The organism is Mycobacterium sp. IDUB_37 (assembly GCF_055419245.1).
Genome location: NZ_JBVAXG010000003.1, coordinates 650,028 through 674,243, shown reverse-complemented (window position 1 = coordinate 674,243; position 24,216 = coordinate 650,028). Strand labels below are relative to the sequence as shown.

The window sequence follows — 24,216 nt, the reverse complement described above, 5'->3', positions numbered from 1 at the left end:
TGAAAAGCAACTACCCTGCGTTATCCTCGTCGATGTGAAGCACGCCGATCTGCTTGACGAGAATTGCGCGGTCGCCCGGTCCGCGGCGATCGTCGGCGAGCGGTGGGTCTGGTTGATCCTGCGCCAGGCGTTCAACGGCGCCCGGCGGTTCGAGGACTACCAGCGGGGCATCGGCCTGGCTCGCAATGTGCTCACCGACCGCCTCAACTTGCTGGTCGCCCAAGGAGTTCTGGAACGTCGGCCCTACGCCGAGCATGCCGCGCGCGAGCTCAACGAGTATCGGCTGACCGACAAGGGCCGCGCGTTGTTTCCGGTCTACGTCGCCCTGATGCAATGGGGCAACGAATGGACTGGTCTACCGGCGCCGCCAGTTGAACTGTTGCACAAGCCCTGTGGGCACCGAGTGGGCGTGCAGGTGGTCTGTTCGGAATGTGGCGAGGACATCAATGCGCGCGATACCGAGCCGGTTGTCGGCCGCGGTCTGATCATGCATCGCGGCAACCGGTGAACTGAATGGAGGTAGCCCGCAATGGAGTGGACGGGTGCGCGCTATGCGGACAAACCCACCGTGGAGGTGCAGACGTGGATCGATGCGTCGCCAAAGCGGTTGTGGGAGTTGGTGTCTGATGTCGGCCTGATGCCGACGATGAGCCAGGAGCTCGACTCGATCGAATGGCTGGACGGCGTCACCCATGCCGCCGTGGGCGCGCGGTTCGTCGGGTACAACAAGCACGACTCGCTGGGTGAGTGGTCGACCACGTCGCACGTGGTCGAGTGCGAGCCCGAGACAGTGTTCGCCTGGGCAGTCCAGGACCCGACGAACCCGACGGCCATCTGGCGCTTCCGCCTCGAACCCAGGGACGGCGGGACCGAGCTCCATCAGTGGATGCAGATGGGTCCGGCGCCATCCGGGTTGTCATTTGCGATCGAGCGCATGCCGGACAAGGAGCAGAAGATCGTGTTCGTCCGCATGCGCGAGTTCGAACAGAACATGGGATTCACCCTGCAGCAGATCAAGAAACTGGCGGAGAGCTGATGCGCACCGCCACGACGATCGAAGCAGCAAGCTTTCCGCAGTGGCGCGACGGCAGGGACTTCGTCGTCGAAGCCGAAAAGCTCGGACTCGATATCTGCTGGGTTGCCGAGGCTTGGGGCTCCGATGCGCCGTCGGCGCTGGGTTACTACGCGGCCTGTACCGATCGAATGCTGTTGGGATCCGGGATCCTTCAGGTGGGCACGCGCACGCCGGTCGCGGTGGCGCAAACCGCGATCACGCTCTCGAATTTGTCGGAGGGACGGTTTCTGCTCGGGCTGGGGGCGTCCGGTCCGCAGGTCATGGAGGGCCTGCATGGCGTGTCGTTCGCGCGACCGCTCGCGCGGGTGCGAGAGACCGTCGAGATCGTTCGCCAGGTGCTCGGTGGAGGCAAGATTTCCTACTCCGGCAAAGAGTTCCACATTCCCGTGCCGGGCGGGGAAGCGGTGCCCATGCGCCTGTCGGCGCGCGCCGAACACCCGATCCCGATCTACCTGGCCACACTGTCCCCGGCCATGCTGCGCCTCACCGGTGAGATTGCCGACGGCTGGCTCGGCACCAGTTTCGTGCCCGAGGGTGCCGGCGACGCCTACTTCGGTTACCTCGACGAGGGTTTGGCGCGAAGTGGACGCAGTCGCGCCGATCTCGATGTCTGCCAGGGCGCCGAAGTGGCATTTGCCGCCGACGAGGATGTGCTGCGGGAAATGGTCGCGGGCCGCAAGAAGGAACTCGCCTTCAGTCTGGGCGGCATGGGCTCGGCGTCCACGAACTTCTACAACCAGGCCTATAGCCGGCAGGGCTGGGCCGACATCGCCGCCGAGATCCGCGAGCGCTGGCAGACTGGCGACCGCGACGGCGCCGCCGGCCTGGTGACCGACGAGATGGTGTTGGCGACCACGCTGATCGGCACGGAAACCATGGTGCGGCAACGGTTGCAGGTGTGGCGCGACGCCGGCGTCAACACCGTGCGGCTCTACCCGGCAGGAGACAGTCTCGACGCGCGACTTTCCACCTTGGCTCGCGCGATCGAGCTGGTGCGCGAGATCGGCCACCCCGCGACATCGTGACGTCTGAGCTGGCAATGTCTATCAGAGAGGCTGTCAGGAAGGCAACGTAACCTCGCGCACGTCGGAGATTCGTGGATCGACGGGAGGGGTGCGGCTTTGGATCAAGACGACCGCCGATACGTGATCGTCGGCGCCGGTGCGATCGGCGGCACCGTGGGCGCCGTACTGACACGAGCGGGCATTCGTACGGTGTTGGTCGCCCGAGGTCGACATGCCGAGGCGTTGGCGACGGCAGGGATGACGCTGCGAACGCCGGACGGCACCTTTCACACGCCGGTCAGCGCGGCGTCGCGGCCCCAGGACGTGCGGCTGACCGAGCGCGACGTGCTGGTCTTCGCGACCAAGACCCAGCAACTCGACGCCGCACTGCAGGAATGGGTGGATCAGCCGGTTTGGGGCACCGATGGCCCGGAGGATCTGGTCGGAACCGCAGGTAACGTGCTGCCGGCGCTGACGGCACTCAATGGTGTTGCAGCCGAGGAGAAAGCGCTGCGCTATTTCCGGCGAGTTTTCGGCGTCTGCGTCTGGTTGCCCGCCGTACACCTCGAACCTGGTGAGGTGATTGTACGGTCGTGGCCGGTAGTCGGTCAGTTCCACATCGCACGATGGCCCGCGACGGTCAGCAGCCAAGCCGATGCCGAGCTGTTGACCGGGCTTGCCGAAACGTGGAGCACCGCCGGCGTCCGGGTGCGCCTTCCTGATGATGTCGCCCCGTGGAAGTACAACAAGCTACTGAGCAACCTCGGCAACGCCATCGGCGCCCTGTCCGCCGACGCGGCCGCAGCAACCGAGGTGTTGGCTGCCGTGCGCCGCGAAGGCGAAAGCGTACTGAATTGTGCGGGAATCGAATTCGTTCCGTTCGAGATGTCCAAAGAGGTGCGCAAGGACGGACCGACGATCCGCCCGATACCCGGATGGTCTGGCGGACAGAGCAACTCGACCTGGCAATCGATGAGCCGCGAGACCGGCAATGTGGAGACGGACTTCCTCAACGGAGAGATCGTCCGGCTCGCTCACCGATGCGGTATCGCGGCGCCGCTCAATGCCGCCTTGGCGTCCGCGACACGTGCAGCGATCCGGAACGGCCTCGGGCCGAACCGCTACTCGCTGGACCAACTGACAGAGCTGCTCGGGTTGAACCCGAAATCATGAGGTGCGCTGTTGGAGAAGCGAAAACGCCGCAGGCGGAACCAGCTCCCGGGGCAGAAAGAGGGTGGTTCCGTGTCGAACGCGAACAAGAACAGTGAGCCCAGCGTCGCGCGGCGGGGCCAGCGCAGCGTAGTCGGCGATCAGCGTGTTGACCGGCGTGATGACCAGGAGTTCGTTGGCGCCGAAGCCCGTCGCCCACACTGAACCCGGCTGCATGTACATGTCGGCGATATTGCTGCGACGAATTACCAGTACGGCCAATAGCACAGCGAAGACGACCAGGCCGATCAGCCCAGGCATGCCCGCGGCCGGCTCGAGGATCGCGAGAACGCTGATCAAGGCCAGCATCGCCAGGTAGATTCCCAGTCGCCAGACGCCGAAAGTGCGGCGGAACGCATTCCAGTACAAACGTTTTCCATCGCCGGCAGAAGCAACCCAGGTGTGGTGCACCGGAGGTATAGGACGCTGCGGCAAGTGTGGTGGTGGCCATTGGGGTGGTCCGCCACCGACACCTGGCATCGGTATGTTCACCCCGGTAATCTTCCCACTACCTGATGTGCGCCCAGGCCCACACGCCGATTCCCAACCACCGCGTCAGCGCGGCAGTCCAACCGGACCGGTCAGCTGAATTGCCCGCCCAGGCGATGTAGCCGTCGGGACGAACCAGCACTGCCGGACCGCCGTCGGACCTTTCGGCTTGGTGTAGATCGATCGCATCGACCTGCTCAGCGCCATGCTCGCGAATCAGCACGAACCCCGGCAGTACCCGTTGTAACTCGGTGAGCCGTCCTTGCGTCAATGGAATCTGCGTGGCGCGGGTCCCCACCAGTGGACTCTCGTCATCGCCGTGGGCGTACCGCAATTCGGTGCCCGCCAAGCTGCCTGCGATGGTGTCGCGCACTCGAGGAACACGAAGCACTTTGGGCACCAAGAAGTTTCGTATTGCGCGCGCAATCCTCGGATGCAGGGTGATGCCTCGAGCCAGCAGCCCGGATTGCATCAGCACCCGCTTGCCGATCGGGTGGCGTTCGTCCTGGTAGGTGTTGAGCACCGAATCATCCGCACCTTCGAGCACGGCGCCGATCTTCCAGGCGAGGTTGGCCGCGTCCTGGATACCGGTGTTCATGCCTTGTCCGCCCATCGGGGAGTGAACGTGTGCGGCGTCGCCGGCGAGAAAAACCCGGCCGTGCCGATACTGCGCGACTTGTCTTTCCTCGCAGTGGAATCGGGACTTCCATTGCACGTCGACGACGCCGAGGTCGGTGCCCATCGACTGGGCAAGGATGTTGAGAATTTCGTCATCATCGACTGGTTCGCTGTCGGGCACCTGGTGATTGCGGTCCCAGACCATCGTTCGGTACCACGAGCCCTCCGCGTCATGCCGGTCGTAAGGGGCCAGCAGCGCGAACATGTTGCGAGTGCTACCGACGCGGAGGCCGCCGTCAGCCGGCCCGTGAGCGAGTTTCACGTCGGCAAGGACGATGGACGACAAGATCGTCTTGCCGTGGAATTCCGCACCGACCAAATCACGCACCGTGCTGTGCGCCCCATCGGCGCCGATCACGAATGCTGCACGCCAACGGATTTCGGTGCCGCCGCCGTGCGGACGTGCGGTCACGGTCACACCGTCGGCGTCCTGGTCGATACCGATGACCTCAACGCCGCGGCGGACATCGGCGCCCTGCTCGACGGCGTAGCCGGCCAGCGCCCGGTCGACATTGGTTTGCGGGGTGACCATCACGAACTGGTAGGGCGAGTCGAGGTGCGTCAGATCGATGTGTCCGCCCGCGAAGACTGTCACTCCCGTTGCCTTATGGGAGTGCGCCAACAGATCGTCGGCCAGTCCCCGGGCGTCGAGAACTTCGAGTGTGCGGGCCATGGTGGCAAATGCGCGACTGGACGGATTGACCGAGGGCCAGCGCTCGAGCACGGTCACCGACCGACCGGCGCGGGCCAGGTCGCCGGCCGCAGTGAGTCCTGCCGGACCGGCACCCACTACCAGTACGTCCACGTGATTGATGTTCATCGCGCCACCGCCTCGGGTTGCGGGTACCAACGACGGATGTCGTCGGGAGTTGATTTGGCTGCGTAGTTGAAGACGAATCGGCAGCCGGGTTGTGTGACGTGTGCGGTGTTGATGATCGACTCGAACAGCAGTGTGTTGCTCGCGACCAGTCGGACCCCGGCGCCGATGAGCACCGCGTCGTACTGCTTGGCTTCCAGCCACCGCCGCGCCTTGTCGGCACCTGCGTCGCCGAAGTCGATGAGGCAGTTGTCGACGTGGTAGCCGGCGGCGCGCAGCGCAGCGACGTTGCCGTCGTTGGCGGCCCGGAGCTTCTCGGTGGTCAGGCCGGGAAATTGCGCGAAGTCGGGCGCGGAGCAATCGATCACATCAGGATCGAGTCCGATCTGGATGGCTGTGACTGGCATTTTCGCGACCCCCCCGCCTCGAGTTCAACAACTGTTGAAATCAACGTTAGCGCTCCGCACTGGTTATGTCAACAGTTGTTGAATACACTGCTGATATGCCCGCGAAAGCGCGTGAAGCGCGCGATGGACAAGCAACTCGAGCCTCGATCCTGGCGACCGCGCGATCGCAGTTCGGCAACCACGGTTTCGAGCGCACGACCATCAGATCGGTCGCGTCAGCGGCTGGCGTCGACCCGGCGCTCGTCATGCACTACTTTGGCAGCAAGGCCGAATTATTCTCCGCTGCTTCACAATTCGATATCAAGTTTCCCGATCTCGCCGGAATTCCGTTCGACCGCGTTGCCGACGTCCTGGTCCCGTTGTTCATCAACATCTGGGGGCCGCAGGGGCCGTTGCTTCCGTTGCTTCGTGCGGCGGCGACCAATCGGGCCGCAGCGGACGCCCTGCTCAGTGTGTTTGTCGACCGGGTGGCTCCGGCGCTGGCCACGCTGGTGTCCGATCGCGCTGCGGAGCGCGCCGCGCTGGTCGGATCGCAGGTGCTGGGGCTCGCGACGGCACGCTACATCCTGGGCATCCCGGCGATCGCCGACATGGACGACGCCACTTTGACCGAATGGTTACGGCCGGTGCTCGTGCACTACCTGACCGGTCCCGTCAACTCTGCTGATGATCACTGATGTGTTCGTGAACGCACTGCATGAAGGAGTGGGTGGCGGCAGAGCGAAGTTGGGCTCTGGGCGCCACGAGGTGAACCTCCCGTCGCAGTACGGCGCCCTGCACGGGTAGCAGCACCAGCGCCGCATTCACTTTGGCGCGGGTGCGCGCCACCGATTCGGGCAGCAATGCCACGCCCAGGCCTTCGCACACGAAGTGAATGACCTCGTCGACGCGGGTGACCTCGAACGCGACGCGTCGCTCGACTCCGGCGAATCCGCGGTCGGTCTCGCGCCGCAGCCCGTACCCGGGCGGGAAGTCGATGAAAGGGAGTTCGGCCAGTTGGCCCAGTGAGACCGTGGGATTGGCGGCGAGCGGATGTCGGACCGGTAGGACGGCGACCAGGGACTCGGTGAATAGGTGCTCGAATGACAAACCGTCGGCTGACTGTGCAACGTCCGAGCCGACGATGGCCACGTCGAGCTTGCGGTCCCGGGTCGCTTGGACGAGGAGGTCGCTGCCGCCGCTGCGCAGCGTCACCGTGACGTCGGGGTAGCGCGCGTGAAAGGTTCCCATCAGCGCTGCGACATCCAGGCTTTCGGACGGGATCTCCATCATCCCGACGGTGAGCCTGCCGATCACGCTGCCGCGCAGCGCCTGCGCGTCCACGGCGATTTGATCGACACCGGCGATCACCTGGCGCAACAGCGGCATCAGGGCCTCACCGGCGGGTGTCAGTGAGACCGAGCGGGTGGTGCGATTGAAGATCTGGACGCCAAGCTCGCCCTCGAGCTTGCGGACTTGCTGGCTTAGCGCCGATTGCACCACAAACAAGCCGTCTGCGGCGCGGGTGAAACTGCACGTCTCGGCCACCGCGAGCACATAGCGGAGCTGCTGCAGGTTCATGATTGATCACTTTCGATGATTGATCGGATCATATCTATGCGCTGGACGTCTAAGTGAATCAACCCGAGAATTGGTAGATGTCTGCAGGCGCACTTCGCGATGAGCGGCCGGTCCCGGTCGTCGTGCGCCCGACCGGTGGGTTGCGCACCAATGACTGCTCGTCGGTCGAGGTCCGTGATCGGATCAACGCCGAGTTCGAGGGGTTGCCGTTCCTGGGCACTCTGACTTGCCGGACTCAGCAGGTCGTCGCCGGAGAGACGGCGGAACTCGTCTTCACCTACACCGTCGGCCTTTCCGGCATCGCCGACAGCGGATGGCTCAAGCTCTGCTTCCGCTACTACTCCGACTGGGATCTGCAGACCACCGACCCGTCCGGTCGTGACTACGCGACCGCCTCGCTGGTCAGTCGTTCCTTGATCGGCGGCGCATCCGATGACGGGGCGGCCACGGTTCGACGGCTGACCACCCGATATGACGTCAAAGGCGGCGAGCGGCCCTTTCAGAAGTCTCTGCTGGTACACGTGGTCGACGGCTACCTGCGCCCGGGCGACGTCATCGAGATCCGGCTCGGCGATCGACAGTTCGGAGGCCCCGGCACCCGTGTGCAGACCTTCGTCGAGGATGACTTCGAAATCCATCTCTACGTCGATCCACTCGGCACTTCGCGGATGGCCCATGCCGGATTGACGAAGCTCGCCGTCGTCGCCGGGCCGCCCGCGGAACTGGTGGTACACGGCCCACGGGTGGTGAGTCCGCGGACGTCGACCGTGCGCTTGCACGCGCACCTGCAGGATCGCTGGGGAAACGCATGCCGTGACGTCCCTGCGGTCATACACGCGCACGCAAGCAGTGAAATCCTGACCACCGCAACGACTCCGACGGCCGGATGGGCACGGGCGGTGCTCGACGTGCCCGCCCGAACGGCTTCCATCGCGGTGAGTGCGCAGGTCGGCGACGCGGCGTTCGGGCCCACCGTCGCCGAGATCGACATCGTCACCGAATTGCCCGCGCCCCGCGCCTATTTCTGCGATCTGCACGTGCACTCCAACGACACAGTCGGAACGCAGGACACCGACTGGAACCTGCGCTACGGCCGCGATATCGGCGGCCTGGACATACTCGGGTACACCGCCAACGACTTTCAGATCACCGACGGTGCCTGGTCGGACGTGGTCGCGGCCTGCCGCGAAGCGTCTAAAGACGGGCACTTCGTCTGCTTCCCCGGCGTGGAATGGTGCGGAACCGCCGGCGTGGGCGGCGATCACAATGTCGTGTTCCTCGGCGAGGACACCACCGTCGCAAGGTCTTTGGAGTGGCGTCAGGGCATGTCCGCCACCGCGCCGACGCCCCAAACCTGGCCGATCACCGAACTGTATGCGGCGTACGAGAAAGAACCCGATTCATACCTGCTGATACCGCACGTCGGGGGTCGGCGCGCGGTGCTGGATTGGCATCACCCCGAACTGGAGCGCCTGATCGAGGTGCATTCGACCTGGGGCAGTAGCCCGTGGTTCCTCGAGGATGCCCTCGCACGCGGGATCAAGGTCGGCGCCAGCGCTGCCAGCGACGAGCATCGAGGCCGACCCGGCGGCGGCGCGCCCGGCGCCAATATCTTTGGCGGCCATGGCGGTTTGACCGGCGTACTCGCCGGAGATCTCACCGCCGCTCACGTTGGACAGGCGCTGCGATCCCGGCGCACCTGGGCCACCACGGGTAGTCGGTCAGTTGCCCTGCTGCACAGCGGCAACGACTGGATGGGCGACGAAATCCTCACCGCTGCTGCGGAACTCGACATCGATTACGCCGTATACGGCAGCACCGGCTGGGAAGAGTTGGTGCTGTACGACACTCGGGGCCCACTCTGGCGGCGTGACCTGAACGCGGAAACGGGATTGTCGGATTCGCTGGTACGGATTCGGTGGGGCGGTGCCCGGCACCGCGACCGTTACCGCTGGGCAAGCTGGGCGGGCCGGCTCAGTGTCGCGGGAACGTCGCTGAATTCGGTAACGCCCTGGGCGGCAAGTCATCCCGAACAGACGATCGAGCAGGCCGACCAGGTCGTCAGTTGGCGCACCGCGACCTACGGTTCGGACATCGGAGTCATTGTGCGCGTTTCCGACCTCGCGCAAGCCCGGCTTCACATCGAGACCACAGTGCTCGAGGACGACCAATCTGTGAGCATGACGGTGACCGGTGCGGAACTGCTCGCCGAATCCTGGCGGGAGGAAAGTGCCGGCGGCTTGAACTTGCGAATCCGCGCCGAGCGCATCGCCGAACCCGCCACGCTGCCTACTACCGTCAGTGGTGCCGTGGCGGCGCATCTGCCGCGCGAGCACAGCGCGATCTATCTGCGGGCCACCCAGCGCGACGGGCACCAGGTGTGGACCAGTCCGCTGTTCATCGCACGGCCCCGAACGGAACCGAGCTGATGGGGAATCGCGCACTGATCCGGCGCAGACACGTCGACTTCGGTCGCATCACTCGCGCGGCGTGTCCGGGTTCACGCATCGCCGGCTGACCTGCCGCCGGCCCGGACCCTGTCACCAATTCACATTCTTTTTCTGGAGTACCCGTGTCGCTTTCCAAATCTTTCTATCTGGCAATGATTTCCACGGTATTGGCAGCGGCGACTCTGGTCGGGTGCTCCGGCAATGCCGCTACGTCGAAGTCGTCTGGTGTGACCCTGCGCCTTGGCTATCTGACCCGGGTCACCCACGCGTCGGCCCTGGTCGGCATCGACAACGGTGCCTTCGCAAGGAATCTCGGACCCAACGTGAAGTTCGAGCCGCAACCGTTCGGCCAGGGCACCGCGGAAACCACGGCGCTGTTGGCCGGCCAGCTCGATGCTGCCTACGTCGGCCCGAATCCGGCATTCAACGCCTGGCAGCGGTCGAATGGCACTGCCATCAAGATCATTTCGGGCTCCGCGACCGGCGGCACCTCGATGGTCGTCAAGCCGGGCATCAAGACGGCGGCGGATCTGCGCGGCAAAACGGTCGCCGATCCCGCGCTCGGCGGCGCGCAGGAACGTCAGCCTGCGCGATTGGCTGTTGAAGAACGGATTGAAGACCAACCCGCAGGGGGGCGGCGATGTCGCGATCAAGCCGACCACGCCGGAATCGGCGATCGTGCAACAGTTCGTCAGCAATCAGATCGATGGCGCCATCGAGTCTGCGCCCTACGATGTGCAACTGGTCAACGCCGGTGGCGTCCGGCTCTGGGATGATCCCAACACCATCACCATTCTGGTTGTTCGCCAGGAGTTCCTGTCCGCCCACCCCGACGTGGTGGCGAGCCTGGTGCGCGGGCAGATCGAGGCCAATGAAGCAATTCACAACAACCCCGATGCGGCTGCGAGATCGGCCAACGCCACGCTGACCAAGGCGCTGGGGCAGGGCCTGTCGCCCGAGGTGTTGACGGCATCGTTCCAAGAGACAACGTTCACCAATGATCCTGGCGTGCAATCGCTCAACGACCAGGTCCGCAAGGCCGTTGCGGTCGGCCTGTTGCAGCCGCTCAACCTCGACGGGATCTTCGATCTGGGACCACTCAACCACGAGCTGGCGGCGGGCGGTAAGCCGGCGGTGGCCGCGTGACAATGACCGTATTACCGGGTGTCAAGGTGCCGAAAACCATTGCCGATAAGCCAGATCCGCCGGCACTGCGCCTGGACCAGGTAGCGAAGAACTACGGCAGAGGGCACACGTCGGTAGCGGCGTTGGGCCCGCTGTCGCTGACCGTCGGCGCAGGCGAATTCGTCTGCGTCGTCGGGGTTTCCGGATGCGGTAAGAGCACACTGCTGTCGTTGATCGCCAAGCTCGACAAGCCGAGTTCCGGATCGGTCGACACCGGCACGCACCGCGTCGCCATGATGTTCCAGGAGCCGGCGCTGTTCCCGTGGCTGACCGCGGCGGCGAACGTCGAACTTGCGCTGCGGGCGCGGGCGATTCCCCGCCGCCAGCGGCGAACGACCGCTCGCGAACTGCTGCAGACTGTTGGTTTGTCGGATTTCGCGGACAAGCGCCCACACCAGTTGTCCGGTGGTATGCAGCAGCGGGTGGCGCTGGCTCGCGCGCTTGCTCAGGACGCCGATGTGCTGCTGATGGATGAGCCGTTCGCCGCCCTTGATGCGTTGACGCGTGACCGCCTGCAGGCCGAGCTGGAACGGATCGTTGCGGCCCGCAACCTCACTGTCGTCTTCGTGACGCACAACGTCCGCGAGGCGGTGCGCCTCGGCGACCGCGTGGTGTTGCTGAGCAAGAGACCCGCGACCGTCGTCGAACAGTTTCCCGTGGAACTGGCGCGGCCCCGCGACATCAACACCGCCGAAGTCGCGGAACTGGCCGCGCACATCACGGAGAAGCTAAATCGGAGCGACCAACCTGATCGAAACAGAAGTGACAGCAATGGCAACTGATCTCACCGACGCCGTCCGTCGGGCCCGGCCGGCGAACTCCGGGCTGGGGGGCCGCGGTGTCGCACACCGACTGGTCGGCGTGTTGTGGCCCAAATTGATCGGCATCGCCGTGGTGCTCGGCGCCTGGCAACTGGTCGTGCTGAGCGGATGGAAATCCCGTTACGTGCTGCCCGGGCCCGCCACCGTCGGCGAGAACCTCTGGCAGCAACTGCATCAGGAGTTGCTGTGGCAGGCGGTGACCACCACGATGGGCCGCGCGGTAACCGGATTCGTCCTCGCGGCGGCAATCGGCTCCGTGGCCGGCGCACTCATTGCCCGCAATCGACTGTTGCGCAGCGCCTTCGGGCCGCTGATCACAGGCCTACAGACCATGCCCGCGATTGCCTGGTTCCCGTTCGCCATCATCTTCTTTGGTCTACATACTTCGGCGATCCTCTTTGTGATCGTGATCGGTGCCGCACCGTCGGTGGCAATCGGGGTGATCGCCGGTGTCGACCACATATCGCCGTTGCTGTTGCGGGCAGCGACAACGTTGCAGCTGAATTCCGTTGCGCTGTGCCGGTATGTAATCTTGCCGGCCGCCCTGCCGATGTTCGTCACGGGACTCAAGCAGGGCTGGGCCTTCGCCTGGCGCAGTCTGATGGCCGGTGAACTCGTCGTGCTGGTCGCCAACGAGTCTTCGATTGGCGTGCTTCTCGATAACGCCCAGAACCTCACCGACATGCCGTCGGCGATCGCCGTGATGATCGTGATTCTCGCGATCGGGATCGTCGTCGACGCGCTGTTCAGCGCGGCAGACCGGGCCGTCCGGCGTCGCTGGGGTCTGCTGGATCACCATGACGCCTGACGGCAACGGCCCCGCCGGAGGAGAACCGTTTCGGCTGTGGGCATTCGGTGACGCGCATGTGGGCACGGACAAGCTCCATGGCCGAGACAGTCTGGCGGAGGCCATCGTTCACTCCGAGAGTGGCGGCGACGATGGGGGGCCGCCTTTCGACTGGGATCTGGCGCTCGACGTCGGAGACATGTCGGGGGCGCATCACCACCTACCCGACGACGCCGAAGGACTCGAGATCCGTGATCAGTTCGCGGCATTGCGCAAGCACCGCCGCGAGGACATCTACAGCGTGTGCGGCAATCATGATCGCAGCGGCCTGGACGAGTCGGAAGCGTGGTGGTGGCGCAAATGGATCGACCCACTGGGCGAGCACACCGAATCCTCCGGAGTAGACCCGCAAGCCCGCCGCTACCCGACCACCGGGTCCTGGGAGCGGTACTCATTTCAAGTGGGGAACCTGCTCTTTCTGATGATGAGCGACCGCAATGAGCCGACTCAGAAGGTCGGGCGTGGCACGTTGGGCGGAAATCCCGGCGGCGTGGTCAGCGGTGAGACTTTTCAGTGGTGGCAGGACATGGTCTTGAGCCACCCCGAGCTCAATGTCATTTCGGTGCACCACTACGTGCTCAAGGACACCACCGTCGCCTCGGGGGAGTGGGAAGGCGTACGTAGGGGATCTGACGGCCAATGGCATGAGCATTACCACCGGCCTTTTACCCAGGGAACGCCCAACGGAGCGTCCTATCTCTATTGGGTTGACAGCCAACCAGATTCGGCACGGTTCGAATCTTTCCTGGCAGATCATCCGGATCGGGTCGCGCTGTGGCTGGCCGGGCACACCCACACCCATCCCGACGACAACCACGGCGGCAAGACGCACATCGAACAACGTTGGGGAACCTGGTTTCTCAACGTCGCATCGCTGAGTCGACACCACATGCCGATCACCACGCTGCCGGTCAGCAGGCTGCTCACCTTCACACCCGGCAGCCAAGAGATTCGTGTGCAGTGCTACCTGCACACCGACCAGCACGCGCCGCAGGGCTGGTATCAGCCTGCGGAACGCACAATCACCTTGCACCGGCCCTTCGAGTGGAGCTGACCCGGGGTCCGTAGTGCTGACATGGTGCGGGGGCGCCCTCTGCAGGGTATTCTGTGCCGACCAATATCCTTGAGGCGCCCATGCTTTCAGATCAGCTGGCTCAGCTGCCGCACTACCACGTCGTGACGCTGACCGACGGTCAGTATTTGGATTACAGCGACGGCTTCACCGAGCCCGGCGCGTTGGGGTATGCGGCCGATCTGATCTCACCCACGTCCGGGGGTCGCGATGAGACGCTGGAAGGCGTGTGGTTGGCAAGAGTTGACCCGAAATCGTGTCCGCTGACGCACGGCGACGAGCCGAGAACGGACAGCGAGGACGCGTTGCAGTTCATGCAGCGGGTAATTCAATACGAGCCGTACTGGTCGGCGTTCTGACTCAGGCCTGCACAGGTAGCCGGCGCCCCATGACCGCCAAGGCGCGCTCGGCCCACCGAACATTTTCCTGCTCGAAGGCTATGCCCCGCAGCAACGTCAGATAGGGACCTACCCGTTCGGCCTGGGTGAGGAACTCGTCTTCGGTGCGACCCGCGAGCAGTCGTGCCTGAAGGCGCTCATAGCGCTCGACTTTGGCCAACGCCCATTGCAGTCGTTCGGCCACGGAGTCGCGCACGGCGCGCGTATCGCCGGCATCGGCGGCCGCGACCTTGACCATCAGCTCATCGCGGATCACCGATGGTCTGGGCGCTTTGGCGGTGAACTGTTGGATCGCCTCGTGCCCCGCGTCGGTCAAGGAGTACACGCGCTTGTTGGGTCGGCGTTCTTGGTGAACGACGCGCGCCTGAATCAGGCCCTGCTCGGACAACCGATCCAGCTCGCGATACAGCTGCTGAGGAGTGGCCATCCAGAAGTTGGCCACCGAGGCATCGAACTCTTTGGCCAGGTCATATCCGGACGACTCGCCCTCAAGGAGAGCGGCCAGCACGGCGTCACGAAGCGACATCGACCGATCATACAACGATGCACCTATTCAATAAAGTGATTATTTGCCTATAGACATATGACCGAACAGCCTCTAGCGTCAGCTACACCTACTCAACAAAGTGACTATTGCGAGGTATCCAGTGAGTTCCGTGCATCCCTTCCGGAGAGCTGTCGAAGAGCAGGACGAGGCGGCCATCCAGGCATTGCTGGCCGATGATGTCGTGTTCACCAGTCCGGTGGCGTTCAAGCCCTACGTCGGCAAGCCGATCACAGCGGCCATCCTGCGCGGCGTGCTGCGCGTCTTTGAGGACTTCCGCTACATCCGCGAAATCCACGACAGCAATGGCCGCGACCACGCGTTCGTGTTCGAGACCGTCGTCGCGGGCAAGAAGATCAACGGCTGCGACTTCCTGCACCTCAATGAAGACGGTCTGATCGACGAGTTCACCGTGATGGTGCGGCCGCTGTCGGGCGCGACGGCGCTGTCGGAGGCGATGGGTGCCCAGTTCCCCCGGATCCAGCAAGAGGCACTCGAGCTGGCCAATACCCTCGCCACCGCGTAGGGACACCTCATGCGCATTGGATTAGGCATCAATTACGCGGGTGGTTTCAAAGAGGTGGCCGCCGAAGTGGCCGACCTCGAACGCGCCGGCTTGGACATTGTCTTTGTCCCCGAAGCGTATTCGTTCGACGCGGTGAGCGGGCTGGGGTATCTGGCGGCCAGTACCGAACGTGTCGAGCTGGCCTCGGGCATTCTGCAGCTGTACACACGCACGCCCACCCTGACCGCGATGACGGCGGCCGGGCTCGACTATGTCTCCGACGGCCGCTTCACCCTCGGACTGGGCGCTTCCGGACCGCAGGTCATCGAAGGGTTCCACGGGGTGAGTTACGACGCGCCGATCGCCCGCACCCGGGAAGTCATCGAAATCTGCCGCCAGGTGTGGCGCCGAGAGAGGGTGCAGTACCAAGGAGAGCACTACACGATCCCGCTGCCCCCGGAACGGGGCACCGGGCTTGGCAAACCCCTGAAGCTGATCAATCATCCTGTCCGGGAACGTATTCCGATCCTGGTCGCCGCTCTGGGGCCAAAGAACGTCGAGCTAGCCGCCGAACTCGCCGAGGGCTGGCAACCGATCTTCTATCTCCCCGAGAAGGCGCAGGACGTCTGGGGCAAGGCGCTTGCGGCGGGCCAGGCACGGCGCGACCCCGCCTTGGGCAAGCTCGAGGTGTTCGCCGGCCCGACGCTGGCCATCGGTGAAAACGTCGAGTCGCTAAGGGAATTCGTCAAGCCGCATCTGGCTCTGTACATCGGCGGGATGGGAGCCAAGGGCAAGAACTTCTACCACACCCTGGCGACCAAATACGGCTACGGGCCGCAAGCCGACCGGATCCAGGAGCTGTACCTGGCCGGCGACAAAGAGGGCGCCGCCAAAGTCGTTCCGGACGAACTGGTTCGGGACGTCAACCTGATCGGCTCCAGGGAGTTCGTCAAAGAACGTGTGGCCGCATATCGCGAAGCCGGGGTGACCACGCTGAATGTGGCGCCGATCGCGGCGACGCCCGGCGAGCGGGTGAAGCTGATCGAGACGCTGCGCGAGCTTGTCTAGCTGAGCGCTGCGGTGATGGTGCCCATGTCGAAGTAGTCGCGCCACGCGGCGATCTTGCCGTCGCGGACTTCGAAGACGCCCATCACGGGTAGCGGCACCTCACCGCCGTCCTGCTTGCGCAGTACGTCGGTGCGCTCGTTCATCACGAGATCACCGTGGCTGACCTGGCGGTGGATCCTGAAATCGACGCCGTCGAACGCGGCCAGGAAACCGTTGAGGAAATTACGGATCTCCTCGCGGCCGGTCAGGATGGGCATCGGGATGTTGTGGTACGTGGCGTCCTCGGTGAAGGCTTCGACGATGGCGTCGATGTCGGAGGTCAGCCACAGTTTGCAGAATTCCCGTACCACGGAGTCAGGGCCGGTTTCGGTCGCGCAGTCTGTCATGGCCCTATCTTTTACAGGTCTGAGCGGTCCGACAAGGGGGTCGACGCTCGGGAGCTACGCTGCACCCATGGCGCTCCGAGCCCGGTCAATGGCAGTGCCGGGCCAGGGTGCGCGCGGTCGTCTCGCCACGCCCAGCCTGCAGCGCGCCGAAAGTATTGCCCGCCAAGAGCGGGTGCTCACCCTGACCACCCGAATCGGTGCGATGGTGGGCGGGTTCTTCGGCTTGGTGTCGATATTCATCGGACACGGCGGGATCGTCCTCGGCGCCCTCAGCGTCATCAGCACCTCGGTCTTTCTCACGATCCCGTCGCTCTACCGCTTCGGTGAACTGGTCGCGCCGGTGACGTTTGCCCTCGCGGCATACGCACTGGTCACCGCCATCACGATGCATGTCGGCTCGGGATCCGGGCTGCAGTTCTACTACCTGGTGGGTGCATCGACCATCGTGTTGGTGCTGGGTATCGACCACATCGTGTTGGCGTCAGTGTTGGCGGCGATAGGCGCGGGGCTGACCATCGCCATGGAATTGCTGGTCCCAGAGAAGACCGGGGTCCAACCCGACTGGGCCTACTCGGTGGGATTTGTGGTGTCGATAGCCTCCGCGTGGCTGATGGTGGTCGCGACCGTCTGGTTTGCGCTACGCCAAATCACCACCGCAGAACGAGCGATCGAGGCCGAGTACAACAGATCCGAGGCGCTGTTGGCCAACATTCTGCCGACGTCGATCGCCGAGCGGTTGAAGAATCGATCCGACGCCGTGATCGCCGACAAGTACGACGACGCATCGGTCCTGTTCGCTGATATCGCCGGTTTCACCCGGCGGGCCAGCGACACCTCACCCACCGAATTGGTCCGATTTCTCGATCAGCTCTACACCCGACTCGATGTACTCGTTGACCGGCACGGCCTGGAGAAGATCAAGACCAGCGGCGATTCGTACATGGTCGTCAGTGGTGTGCCGGAGCCCCGCCCCGACCATCTCGAAGCTTTGGCTCACCTGGCCCTCGACATCGCGGATGCAGTTGCCGGGCTGCAGGATTCACGCGGCCGACTGGTGCCATTACGTATCGGCGTGGCGGCGGGCCCTGTGGTGGCCGGCGTCGTCGGAGCCCGGAAATTCTTCTACGACGTGTGGGGCGACGCGGTGAATGTCGCGGCTCGGATGGAAGCCACCGACGTCGAGGGCCGAATTCAGGTGCCGCACGACGTCTATAACCGACTCAATCACGCATTCGAGTTCGAGGAGCGCGGCGAGATCGAGGTCAAAGGCAAGGGTGTGATGCGCACCTATTACCTGCTCGGCAGGCGGTCCGAAGGTCCTCGACCGGCGAGCTAAATCCCTGCGGCAGCGGCAATTTCGCTGGCTCGTCGCACCCTCGCATCGATCCATGAGGTGTCGGGTGTGCCTGCCGAAGCCTTGTTCTCCGGCCGGTTCAGGGCACGGACCATGACGCCCTCGGCGATGATCGCCAGCTTCCAGAGCCCGAGCGCATGCCAGTACTGCAGGGCGGTCGGATCGCGACCGGTCTTGTCCAGGTACAGCTTGGTCATTTCGGCGCGACTGGGACAACCCGCCAAGGTCGAGGGCGCGTAGTCGCCAGGCGGTGCCTCGCCGGGTTCCGCCCAGTAGGTGAGCAGACTTCCCATGTCCGCCAGCGGATCGCCGAGTGTGGACAGCTCCCAATCCAGGGTGGCCACTACGCGACCGCCTCCGGGGCCAGGATCAGGGTCAGTAATCAGATTGCGCAGATGAAAGTCGCCGTGCACCAGACTGATTTCGCGTTGCTCGGGTGCCGCCGCGGCGAGCCTGCGAGTGAGGTCGTCGAGTTCGGGCAACTCGCGGGTCTTGGACAGCTCCCACTGCCCGGCCCAGCGTTTGATCTGGCGCTGGGCATACGGCTTGTGACTGGCGAGGTCGGTCAGGCCTACCTCAGCCAGGTCGACGGCGTGAATCTTGGCCAGTGTTGCCGGCAGGTCGACGGCGATCTGATGACGGTGCTGTGGTGTCAGCGCCTCGGCGACTCCCATGGTGTCGACCACCAAACCGTCGACGAACTCCATCAACACCAGCGGCACATCGGAGAACTCCGGATCCGACGTGGTGCCCAGTATCTGCGGTACCGGCACATCGGTGTCCCACAACGCGGCGATGATTCGGGCCTCGCGCAGCACGTCGTGGGCCGAGGCCAGCAGGTGACCCAACGGTGGGCGGCGCAGCACCCACGCATGGCCGTCGGAGTCGCTGACGCGATAGGTCAGGTTCGACTGGCCCAGACCAATCCGTTGGAACTGCAGGGGCGCGGAGAACTCAATGCCCAGCTGAGTGAGCCATTGTGAGATCGCCCCCGCGTCGACGCCGACAACTTGCTGGGTCACTTCGCTGCGCCTTCGCGGTACTTGCGTAGCTCCTGGCTGGCGATGGCCCGCTTGTGCACCTCGTCGGGTCCGTCGGCCAGGCGCAGCGTGCGCAGGTGTGCCCAGGCCATGGCCAGCGGAAAGTCGTCGGTAACGCCGCCACCGCCGTGCACCTGAATGGCCCTGTCGACGATCTTCAGCGCGATGTTCGGCGCGGCGACCTTGATCGCGGCGATCTCGGTGCGGGCCTCCTTGTTGCCGACCGTGTCCATCAGATAGGCAGCCTTGAGGGTGAGCAACCGGATCATCTCGATGTCGATGCGGGACTCAGCGATCCAGTCGCGCACATTGGCGTTGTCGCTGATCGGCTTTCCGAAGGTGACCCGTGACTGGGCTCGCCTGCACATCAACTCCAACGCGCGCTCCGACATGCCGATTGCGCGCATGCAGTGATGGATACGCCCGGGGCCGAGTCGGGCCTGGCTGATCGCGAATCCCTCGCCTTCACCCTTGAGCACGTCCTTGGTCGGCACCCGCACGTCGACGAAGTCGATCTCGGCGTGCCCCTCGCGGTCCTGGTAGCCGAAGACCGGCAGGTTGCGCCGGACGTCGACGCCGGGTGCGTCGATCGGCACCACCATCATCGACTGTTGGCGATGCACCGCCGCGGTCGGATCGGTCTTGCCCATCACGATCAGGACTTTGCAGTTGCGGTGCATTCCATTGGACGCGAACCACTTTCGTCCATTCAGAACGTAGTCGTCGCCGTCGCGGACCATCGACAGCTCGACGTTGGTCGCATCCGAGCTTGCGACCCGCGGTTCGGTCATGGCGAATGCCGAGCGGATCTTGCCGTCGAGCAACGGCTTGAGGTAGCGCTCCTTGTGCTCGTCGGTGCCGAACAGCGTGAACACCTCCATGTTCCCGGTGTCCGGGGCGCTGCAATTGCAGGCCTCGGAGGCGAGGTGGCTGCGGCCCATGATCTCGGCCAGCGGCGCGTATTCGAGGTTGGTCAGCCCCGGACCCCATTCGGGGTGGGGGTGAAAAAGGTTCCACAGCCCACGCTTTCGCGCCTCCGCCTTGAGATCTTCCAGGATCGGCGGGTGGAAGTGCGGATCGCCCGCCTCCCGCATCTGCTCGTCGTAGACCGTCTCGGCCGGATAGACACTGGCATCCATGAACTCGAGCAGATCCGACTGATACTGCTTTGCGCGATCCGACACATCGAACAGGGACATGAGCACCTCTGATCTCTCGACGACCGGCCTTCGGCAAACCGGTGTGCCCTCTTTCCTACACCGACTCGATGATCTCGTTGCGAGGTGTGCCGAGGTCGGCGTATGAACACAAGTGCGCCCCACTTCGGAGCAGGTAGGAGTTCGCCGTGAAGACAACCGCCGCAGTACTGCTCGAAGCGGGCCGCCCTTTTGAGTTGATGGAACTGGACCTCGACGGGCCGCGCGCGGGTGAGGTCCTGATCAACTACACGGCAGCCGGATTGTGCCACTCCGATCTGCATCTCACCGACGGCGACCTGCCACCTCGATTCCCGATCGTCGGTGGCCACGAGGGTGCCGGTGTTATTGAGGACGTCGGTCCCGGCGTGACTAAGGTCAAGCCGGGTGACCACGTTGTCTGCAGCTTCATCCCGAGCTGTGGGCACTGCCGGTACTGCTCGACCGGCAGACAGAGCCTCTGCGATATGGGCGCGACGATCCTGGAAGGCTGTATGCCGGACGGGTCATTCCGATTCCGCAGTGGTGGAACCGATTACGGTGCCATGTGCATGCTCGGCACTTTTGCGAAGAAGGCCACGATCTCCCAGCATTCGGTCGTCAAGATCGATGACTGGCTGCCGCTGGACGTCGCCGTCCTGGTCGGCTGCGGAGTGCCGACGGGTTGGGGCAGTGCCACCTACGCGGGAAACGTCCGCGCCGGCGACATCACCGTCATCTACGGCATCGGCGGAATCGGTATCAACGCCGTGCAGGGAGCGGTGCACGCCGGCGCCAAGTACGTCGTTGTCGTCGATCCCGTCGCCCTCAAGCGCGACACCGCGGTCAAGTTCGGCGCGACCCACGCGTTCGAAAGTGCCTTCGAAGCAGCCGCGAAGGTACATGAATTGTCCTGGGGCCAAGGCGCGGACCAGGCGATCGTCACCGTGGGCACAGTGCACGAAGAGGTGATCTCGGCAGCGTTCGACATCGTCGGAAAAGGCGGCACGATCGTCGTGGTGGGTCTCGCCGACCCCGCCAAGGCGACCATCCACGTCTCTGGTGCAATGCTCACCCTCACCGAAAAGACGATCAGAGGAACGCTATTCGGTTCGGCTAACCCGCAGTACGACATTGTGCGGCTGTTGCGCCTCTACGACGCGGGTCAACTGAAGCTCGACGAGCTTGTCACGACCAGATACCGCCTCGAAGACGTGAACCAGGGGTACCAGGATCTGCGGGACGGCAAAAACATTCGCGGCGTCATCATCCACTGAGGTCATCGCTGTCCCACCGCTACCTGGGTCAGGTCCAGGGCGATGTCCACGAGCATGTCTTCCTGCCCGCCGATCATGCCGCGGCGGCCGGCTTCTTCGAGCAGGGTCCGGGCGTCGATACCGTAACGGGTGGAGGTGTTTTCGGCATGTCGCAGGAAGCTGGAGTAGACGCCCGCGTACCCGAGAGTGAGGGTTTCGCGGTCGACGCGAACCGGGCGATCCTGCAGAGGGCGCACCAGATCCTCCGCGGCGTCCTGCAGCCCATGCAGGTCACACCCGTGCTGCCAGCCCATCTTGTCGGCAGCGGCGACGAACACTTCCAGCGGTGCATTGCCGGCGCCGGCGCCCATGCCGGTCAACGAAGCGTCCACCCGGCGGGCCCCGTGCTCGACGGCAACGATCGAGTTGGCCACGCCCAATGACAGGTTGTGGTGGGCATGGATACCGATATCGGTTGTGGGCAAGAGGCTTTGGCGCAGCGCGTCCACGCGTTCTGCGACGTCGCGCATGGTCATCGCTCCGCCGGAGTCGACGACATAGACGCAGGTGGCTCCGTAACCCTCCATCAGCCTGGCCTGCTCGGCCAGCGCGGCCGGCGTGGTCTTGTGGCTCATCATCAGGAAGCCGGCTGTGTCCATGCCGAGGTCGCGGGCCGCCGCGATGTGCGGAGCCGCGATGTCGGCCTCGGTACAGTGCGTGGCCACCCGGACCACGCCGGCGCCGGCGCGGTGGGCATCTTTGAGGTTACGCACGCTGCCGATGCCGGGCAGCAGCAGCGTTGCGACTTTGGCGCGCTGCGTAACCCCCGCGACAGCCTCGATCCATTCCAGGTCGGTGTGCGCACCGAAACCGTAGATGCAGCTGGATCCCGCCAGTCCGTCGCCGTGGGCCACCTCGATGGAATCGACTCCGGCCGCATCGAGTGCGGCGGCGATCGTCACTGCCTGCTCGAGGGTGTACTGATGGCGTACGGCGTGCATGCCGTCGCGCAGGGTGACATCGCTGACATATAGCTGAATCACGATGCTGCTCCGGCTTTTTGGCTGGCGTGCGCGGCGATGCGCTCCGCGGTGGCCTGCGCTGCCGAGGTCATGATGTCCAGGTTGCCGGCGTAGGCGGGCAGATAGTGACCGGCCCCGGTGACTTGTAGCAGGACGGTCACGCGAGTGCCGACGAACTTTCCGGTCTCGGGAATGTACAGCGGACTGTCAGCGGTGAAAGTTTCGAACTGCACGCCCTGAGTAAGCCGGTATCCGGGTACGTAGGCGTTGACCCGCGCCACCATGTCCACCACCGACCGTGCGATCGCACCATCATCGACATCCCCGTCGACCAGGCAATAGACGGTGTTGCGCATCAGCACGGGCGGGTCAGCGGGATTCAGGACCATCACTGCCTTCCCGCGTTGTGCACCACCGACGGATTGCAATGCTGCTGAGGTGGTTTCGATGAATTCGTCGATGCTGGCGCGGGTCCCCGGACCGGCGGACTTCGACGAGATGGAGGAGACGATCTCGGCGTAGGACACAATCCCGTGCTGCGCGACGGCCGCCACGATAGGCACGGTCGATTGCCCGCCGCAGGTGACCATGTTCAGGTTGGGGGCGTCGAGATGCGCATCGAGATTGACCACCGGAACGCAGTACGGTCCGACAGCGGCCGGCGTCAGGTCGAGCATGCGCACACCTGTCGGCGCCAACCTCGCCCAATTGGCGCGGTGCGCGACGGCCGAGGTGGCGTCGAAAACGATTCGGATGTCGTCGAATTCGCGCATCGACAGCAGCCCTTCGATGCCGTCTGAAGTGGTCGGCACACCCAGGCGTCGGGCCCGGGCCAAGCCGTCGGAAACTGCGTCGATGCCCACCATCGCGGCGACCCGAAGCGGGCCGTCACTGCGCATGATCTTGATCATCAGATCGGTGCCGATGTTGCCCGAGCCGATGATGGCTATCGGCCAATCACGCTGTGCCATGGATCGTTTCCCTCTCGGACTGGCTGAACTCGAGCGAGACGGTGCCGAGGCCGCTGATCGTGGTCTCGACGATGTCACCGGGAAACACAAACGCCGCGGTGGTGAACGACCCGGACATGACGAACTGACCCGCGGACAGTTCGGTGCCGTACGCGGACAGCGCATTGGCCAACCACGCGACGGCCGCGGCGGGATCACCCATCACCGCGGTTCCGGTGCCGGAGTCGACTTCGGAGCCGTTGCGGCGCAGTGACGCCAGGGCCTGCGGGAGTACGAGGTCGTCGGTGTAGGGCACCCAATCGCCGAGGGCGACCGCGCCCGAACTGGCGTTGTCGGCAACGGTGTCGGCCAGGGTGAGCCGCCAGTCGGCGATACGGCTGTCGACGATCTCGAGCGCGACCGCAACGGACTGTGTCGCGGCGCGGACGTCGTCGGCTGTGATTCCAGGGCCGCGCAACGAATCCCGCAGCAGGAAGGCGATCTCGGGCTCTACCCGGGGACTACAAAATCGGGCGGTGTCGACGCGGTCTCCGTCGATCATCATGTCGTCGAGGATGTATCCGTAGTCGGGTTCGTCGACGCCCAACAGTGTCTGCATCGCATTCGATGTCAGCCCGATCTTGCGGCCCACCAACGTTGCGCCGTCGCCGATACGACGATGCAGGTTGACCTGCTGAATCGCGTACGCGTCCGCGAGGGTGAGTCCGGGTGCGGTCTCGGTCACCGGCGCTATGGGAGAACGGTCTCGCGCGGCTGCCCATAGCAGCGCGGCGGCGTCGGTCACCACGTCGGACCGTCGCTCGAGTTGATCCTGATCCGGCATGGCGCTCCTTTGGGTATTGACTCTGTATCGATCGCTACATTACCGTAGTGATCATTACAG

25 protein-coding genes and 1 pseudogene are annotated in these 24,216 nt (G+C 64.4%); 15 read left to right on the top strand and 11 right to left on the bottom strand.

The genetic code is table 11. The annotated features are described in order from the left end of the window. Positions 1-34: 34 nt before the first annotated feature. The 4 genes from ACZY1I_RS13780 (at position 35) to ACZY1I_RS13765 (ending at position 3,252) form a co-directional block, all read left to right on the top strand. Positions 35-508, top strand: a complete 474-nt coding sequence (locus ACZY1I_RS13780) for a winged helix-turn-helix transcriptional regulator (RefSeq protein ID WP_463754947.1) — start codon at positions 35-37, stop codon at positions 506-508. Positions 509-529: 21 nt separating this feature from the next. After that, complete coding sequence (locus ACZY1I_RS13775) at positions 530-1,036, top strand: SRPBCC family protein (protein WP_463754946.1); 507 nt, start codon at positions 530-532, stop codon at positions 1,034-1,036. Continuing rightward, positions 1,036-2,100 carry an LLM class flavin-dependent oxidoreductase gene (locus tag ACZY1I_RS13770; protein ID WP_463754945.1) on the top strand — a complete coding sequence of 355 codons (1,065 nt, stop codon included), beginning with the start codon at positions 1,036-1,038 and terminating at the stop codon, positions 2,098-2,100. Before ACZY1I_RS13775 ends, ACZY1I_RS13770 begins: the two co-directional genes overlap by 1 nt. A gap of 96 nt (positions 2,101-2,196) precedes the next feature. Next, positions 2,197-3,252, top strand: coding sequence for a ketopantoate reductase family protein (locus ACZY1I_RS13765; protein ID WP_463754944.1), 1,056 nt, complete (start codon positions 2,197-2,199; stop codon positions 3,250-3,252). Here the strand turns inward: ACZY1I_RS13765 and ACZY1I_RS13760 are convergent. Genes ACZY1I_RS13760 through ACZY1I_RS13750 form a run of 3 tightly spaced genes read right to left on the bottom strand, consistent with a single transcriptional unit; the run spans position 3,247 to position 5,679 of the window. After that, a complete protein-coding gene (locus tag ACZY1I_RS13760) occupies positions 3,247-3,780 on the bottom strand; it encodes a hypothetical protein (RefSeq protein WP_463754943.1) in 534 nt (177 codons plus the stop codon). The genes ACZY1I_RS13765 and ACZY1I_RS13760 overlap by 6 nt on opposite strands. Before the next feature lie 16 nt (positions 3,781-3,796). Continuing rightward, entirely contained in the window at positions 3,797-5,275 is a 1,479-nt protein-coding gene (locus ACZY1I_RS13755) for an FAD-dependent oxidoreductase (RefSeq protein WP_463754942.1), read from the bottom strand. Beyond that, positions 5,272-5,679 carry a hypothetical protein gene (locus ACZY1I_RS13750; RefSeq protein WP_463754941.1) on the bottom strand — a complete coding sequence of 136 codons (408 nt, stop codon included), beginning with the start codon at positions 5,677-5,679 and terminating at the stop codon, positions 5,272-5,274. The genes ACZY1I_RS13755 and ACZY1I_RS13750 overlap by 4 nt, the downstream gene beginning before the upstream one ends. Before the next feature lie 95 nt (positions 5,680-5,774). Here ACZY1I_RS13750 and ACZY1I_RS13745 point away from each other — a divergent pair, with 95 nt between their 5' ends. Continuing rightward, the gene (locus ACZY1I_RS13745; protein ID WP_463754940.1) at positions 5,775-6,356 is read left to right on the top strand and encodes a TetR/AcrR family transcriptional regulator; all 582 of its coding nucleotides are present in this window, start codon (positions 5,775-5,777) and stop codon (positions 6,354-6,356) included. Here the strand turns inward: ACZY1I_RS13745 and ACZY1I_RS13740 are convergent. Beyond that, entirely contained in the window at positions 6,334-7,239 is a 906-nt protein-coding gene (locus ACZY1I_RS13740; protein WP_463754939.1) for a LysR family transcriptional regulator, read from the bottom strand. The two genes, ACZY1I_RS13745 and ACZY1I_RS13740, sit on opposite strands and share 23 nt — an antisense overlap. 77 nt (positions 7,240-7,316) lie before the next feature. On the opposite strand from ACZY1I_RS13740, the gene ACZY1I_RS13735 reads away from it, so the two are divergent. The 6 genes and pseudogenes from ACZY1I_RS13735 (at position 7,317) to ACZY1I_RS13710 (ending at position 13,973) form a co-directional block, all read left to right on the top strand. Continuing rightward, positions 7,317-9,668 carry a CehA/McbA family metallohydrolase domain-containing protein gene (locus tag ACZY1I_RS13735; protein ID WP_463754938.1) on the top strand — a complete coding sequence of 784 codons (2,352 nt, stop codon included), beginning with the start codon at positions 7,317-7,319 and terminating at the stop codon, positions 9,666-9,668. 173 nt (positions 9,669-9,841) lie between these two features. Beyond that, positions 9,842-10,835 (top strand): annotated as a pseudogene (locus tag ACZY1I_RS13730) (ABC transporter substrate-binding protein). A 65-nt stretch (positions 10,836-10,900) separates the two neighbouring features. Continuing rightward, positions 10,901-11,656: an ABC transporter ATP-binding protein gene (locus ACZY1I_RS13725; RefSeq protein WP_463755132.1), complete on the top strand. Its 756-nt coding sequence runs from the start codon at positions 10,901-10,903 to the stop codon at positions 11,654-11,656. Further along, a complete protein-coding gene (locus tag ACZY1I_RS13720; protein WP_463754937.1) occupies positions 11,646-12,503 on the top strand; it encodes an ABC transporter permease in 858 nt (285 codons plus the stop codon). Before ACZY1I_RS13725 ends, ACZY1I_RS13720 begins: the two co-directional genes overlap by 11 nt. After that, positions 12,493-13,596, top strand: coding sequence for a hypothetical protein (locus ACZY1I_RS13715; RefSeq protein ID WP_463754936.1), 1,104 nt, complete (start codon positions 12,493-12,495; stop codon positions 13,594-13,596). Before ACZY1I_RS13720 ends, ACZY1I_RS13715 begins: the two co-directional genes overlap by 11 nt. Before the next feature lie 80 nt (positions 13,597-13,676). Beyond that, the gene (locus tag ACZY1I_RS13710) at positions 13,677-13,973 is read left to right on the top strand and encodes a hypothetical protein (protein WP_463754935.1); all 297 of its coding nucleotides are present in this window, start codon (positions 13,677-13,679) and stop codon (positions 13,971-13,973) included. A gap of 1 nt (position 13,974) precedes the next feature. On the opposite strand, the gene ACZY1I_RS13705 is transcribed toward ACZY1I_RS13710, so the two are convergent. Beyond that, entirely contained in the window at positions 13,975-14,538 is a 564-nt protein-coding gene (locus ACZY1I_RS13705; RefSeq protein ID WP_463754934.1) for a PadR family transcriptional regulator, read from the bottom strand. A gap of 130 nt (positions 14,539-14,668) precedes the next feature. On the opposite strand from ACZY1I_RS13705, the gene ACZY1I_RS13700 reads away from it, so the two are divergent. Beyond that, positions 14,669-15,082: a nuclear transport factor 2 family protein gene (locus tag ACZY1I_RS13700; protein WP_463755131.1), complete on the top strand. Its 414-nt coding sequence runs from the start codon at positions 14,669-14,671 to the stop codon at positions 15,080-15,082. Positions 15,083-15,091: 9 nt separating this feature from the next. Then, positions 15,092-16,129, top strand: a complete 1,038-nt coding sequence (locus ACZY1I_RS13695) for an LLM class F420-dependent oxidoreductase (protein ID WP_463754933.1) — start codon at positions 15,092-15,094, stop codon at positions 16,127-16,129. Here the strand turns inward: ACZY1I_RS13695 and ACZY1I_RS13690 are convergent. Next, positions 16,126-16,515 (bottom strand): limonene-1,2-epoxide hydrolase family protein, encoded by a 390-nt coding sequence (locus tag ACZY1I_RS13690; protein WP_463754932.1) that lies wholly within the window; start codon positions 16,513-16,515, stop codon positions 16,126-16,128. The two genes, ACZY1I_RS13695 and ACZY1I_RS13690, sit on opposite strands and share 4 nt — an antisense overlap. Before the next feature lie 67 nt (positions 16,516-16,582). Here ACZY1I_RS13690 and ACZY1I_RS13685 point away from each other — a divergent pair, with 67 nt between their 5' ends. Beyond that, positions 16,583-17,851: an adenylate/guanylate cyclase domain-containing protein gene (locus ACZY1I_RS13685; RefSeq protein WP_463754931.1), complete on the top strand. Its 1,269-nt coding sequence runs from the start codon at positions 16,583-16,585 to the stop codon at positions 17,849-17,851. Here the strand turns inward: ACZY1I_RS13685 and ACZY1I_RS13680 are convergent. Together ACZY1I_RS13680 and ACZY1I_RS13675 are read right to left on the bottom strand one after the other, a co-directional pair. Then, positions 17,848-18,891 (bottom strand): phosphotransferase family protein, encoded by a 1,044-nt coding sequence (locus ACZY1I_RS13680; protein WP_463754930.1) that lies wholly within the window; start codon positions 18,889-18,891, stop codon positions 17,848-17,850. The genes ACZY1I_RS13685 and ACZY1I_RS13680 overlap by 4 nt on opposite strands. Continuing rightward, the gene (locus tag ACZY1I_RS13675) at positions 18,888-20,108 is read right to left on the bottom strand and encodes an acyl-CoA dehydrogenase family protein (protein ID WP_463754929.1); all 1,221 of its coding nucleotides are present in this window, start codon (positions 20,106-20,108) and stop codon (positions 18,888-18,890) included. Before ACZY1I_RS13675 ends, ACZY1I_RS13680 begins: the two co-directional genes overlap by 4 nt. Positions 20,109-20,254: 146 nt before the next feature. Here ACZY1I_RS13675 and ACZY1I_RS13670 point away from each other — a divergent pair, with 146 nt between their 5' ends. Next, positions 20,255-21,361 carry an NDMA-dependent alcohol dehydrogenase gene (locus ACZY1I_RS13670; RefSeq protein ID WP_463754928.1) on the top strand — a complete coding sequence of 369 codons (1,107 nt, stop codon included), beginning with the start codon at positions 20,255-20,257 and terminating at the stop codon, positions 21,359-21,361. A 2-nt stretch (positions 21,362-21,363) separates the two neighbouring features. Here the strand turns inward: ACZY1I_RS13670 and dmpG are convergent, their stop codons facing one another. From dmpG to ACZY1I_RS13655, 3 genes are read right to left on the bottom strand one after another with little or no spacing between them, the layout of a single operon-like run. Next, positions 21,364-22,383, bottom strand: coding sequence for a 4-hydroxy-2-oxovalerate aldolase (gene dmpG / locus ACZY1I_RS13665; protein ID WP_463754927.1), 1,020 nt, complete (start codon positions 22,381-22,383; stop codon positions 21,364-21,366). Beyond that, entirely contained in the window at positions 22,380-23,312 is a 933-nt protein-coding gene (locus tag ACZY1I_RS13660; RefSeq protein ID WP_463755130.1) for an acetaldehyde dehydrogenase (acetylating), read from the bottom strand. The genes dmpG and ACZY1I_RS13660 overlap by 4 nt, the downstream gene beginning before the upstream one ends. A gap of 7 nt (positions 23,313-23,319) precedes the next feature. Beyond that, entirely contained in the window at positions 23,320-24,156 is an 837-nt protein-coding gene (locus ACZY1I_RS13655; protein WP_463754926.1) for a 2-keto-4-pentenoate hydratase, read from the bottom strand. Positions 24,157-24,216: the final 60 nt, after the last annotated feature.

Bases quoted from the DNA above. Each gene is read 5' to 3' on its own strand.
- ACZY1I_RS13775 (WP_463754946.1), top strand. From the start codon at position 530: ATGGAGTGGACGGGTGCGCGCTATGCGGACAAACCCACCGTGGAGGTG.
- ACZY1I_RS13770 (WP_463754945.1), top strand. From the start codon at position 1,036: ATGCGCACCGCCACGACGATCGAAGCAGCAAGCTTTCCGCAGTGGCGC.
- ACZY1I_RS13755 (WP_463754942.1), bottom strand. From the start codon at position 5,275: ATGAACATCAATCACGTGGACGTACTGGTAGTGGGTGCCGGTCCGGCA.
- ACZY1I_RS13750 (WP_463754941.1), bottom strand. From the start codon at position 5,679: ATGCCAGTCACAGCCATCCAGATCGGACTCGATCCTGATGTGATCGAT.
- ACZY1I_RS13745 (WP_463754940.1), top strand. From the start codon at position 5,775: ATGCCCGCGAAAGCGCGTGAAGCGCGCGATGGACAAGCAACTCGAGCC.
- ACZY1I_RS13740 (WP_463754939.1), bottom strand. From the start codon at position 7,239: ATGAACCTGCAGCAGCTCCGCTATGTGCTCGCGGTGGCCGAGACGTGC.
- ACZY1I_RS13735 (WP_463754938.1), top strand. From the start codon at position 7,317: ATGTCTGCAGGCGCACTTCGCGATGAGCGGCCGGTCCCGGTCGTCGTG.
- ACZY1I_RS13720 (WP_463754937.1), top strand. From the start codon at position 11,646: ATGGCAACTGATCTCACCGACGCCGTCCGTCGGGCCCGGCCGGCGAAC.
- ACZY1I_RS13715 (WP_463754936.1), top strand. From the start codon at position 12,493: ATGACGCCTGACGGCAACGGCCCCGCCGGAGGAGAACCGTTTCGGCTG.
- ACZY1I_RS13710 (WP_463754935.1), top strand. From the start codon at position 13,677: ATGCTTTCAGATCAGCTGGCTCAGCTGCCGCACTACCACGTCGTGACG.
- ACZY1I_RS13705 (WP_463754934.1), bottom strand. From the start codon at position 14,538: ATGTCGCTTCGTGACGCCGTGCTGGCCGCTCTCCTTGAGGGCGAGTCG.
- ACZY1I_RS13695 (WP_463754933.1), top strand. From the start codon at position 15,092: ATGCGCATTGGATTAGGCATCAATTACGCGGGTGGTTTCAAAGAGGTG.
- ACZY1I_RS13690 (WP_463754932.1), bottom strand. From the start codon at position 16,515: ATGACAGACTGCGCGACCGAAACCGGCCCTGACTCCGTGGTACGGGAA.
- ACZY1I_RS13685 (WP_463754931.1), top strand. From the start codon at position 16,583: ATGGCGCTCCGAGCCCGGTCAATGGCAGTGCCGGGCCAGGGTGCGCGC.
- ACZY1I_RS13675 (WP_463754929.1), bottom strand. From the start codon at position 20,108: ATGTCCCTGTTCGATGTGTCGGATCGCGCAAAGCAGTATCAGTCGGAT.
- ACZY1I_RS13655 (WP_463754926.1), bottom strand. From the start codon at position 24,156: ATGCCGGATCAGGATCAACTCGAGCGACGGTCCGACGTGGTGACCGAC.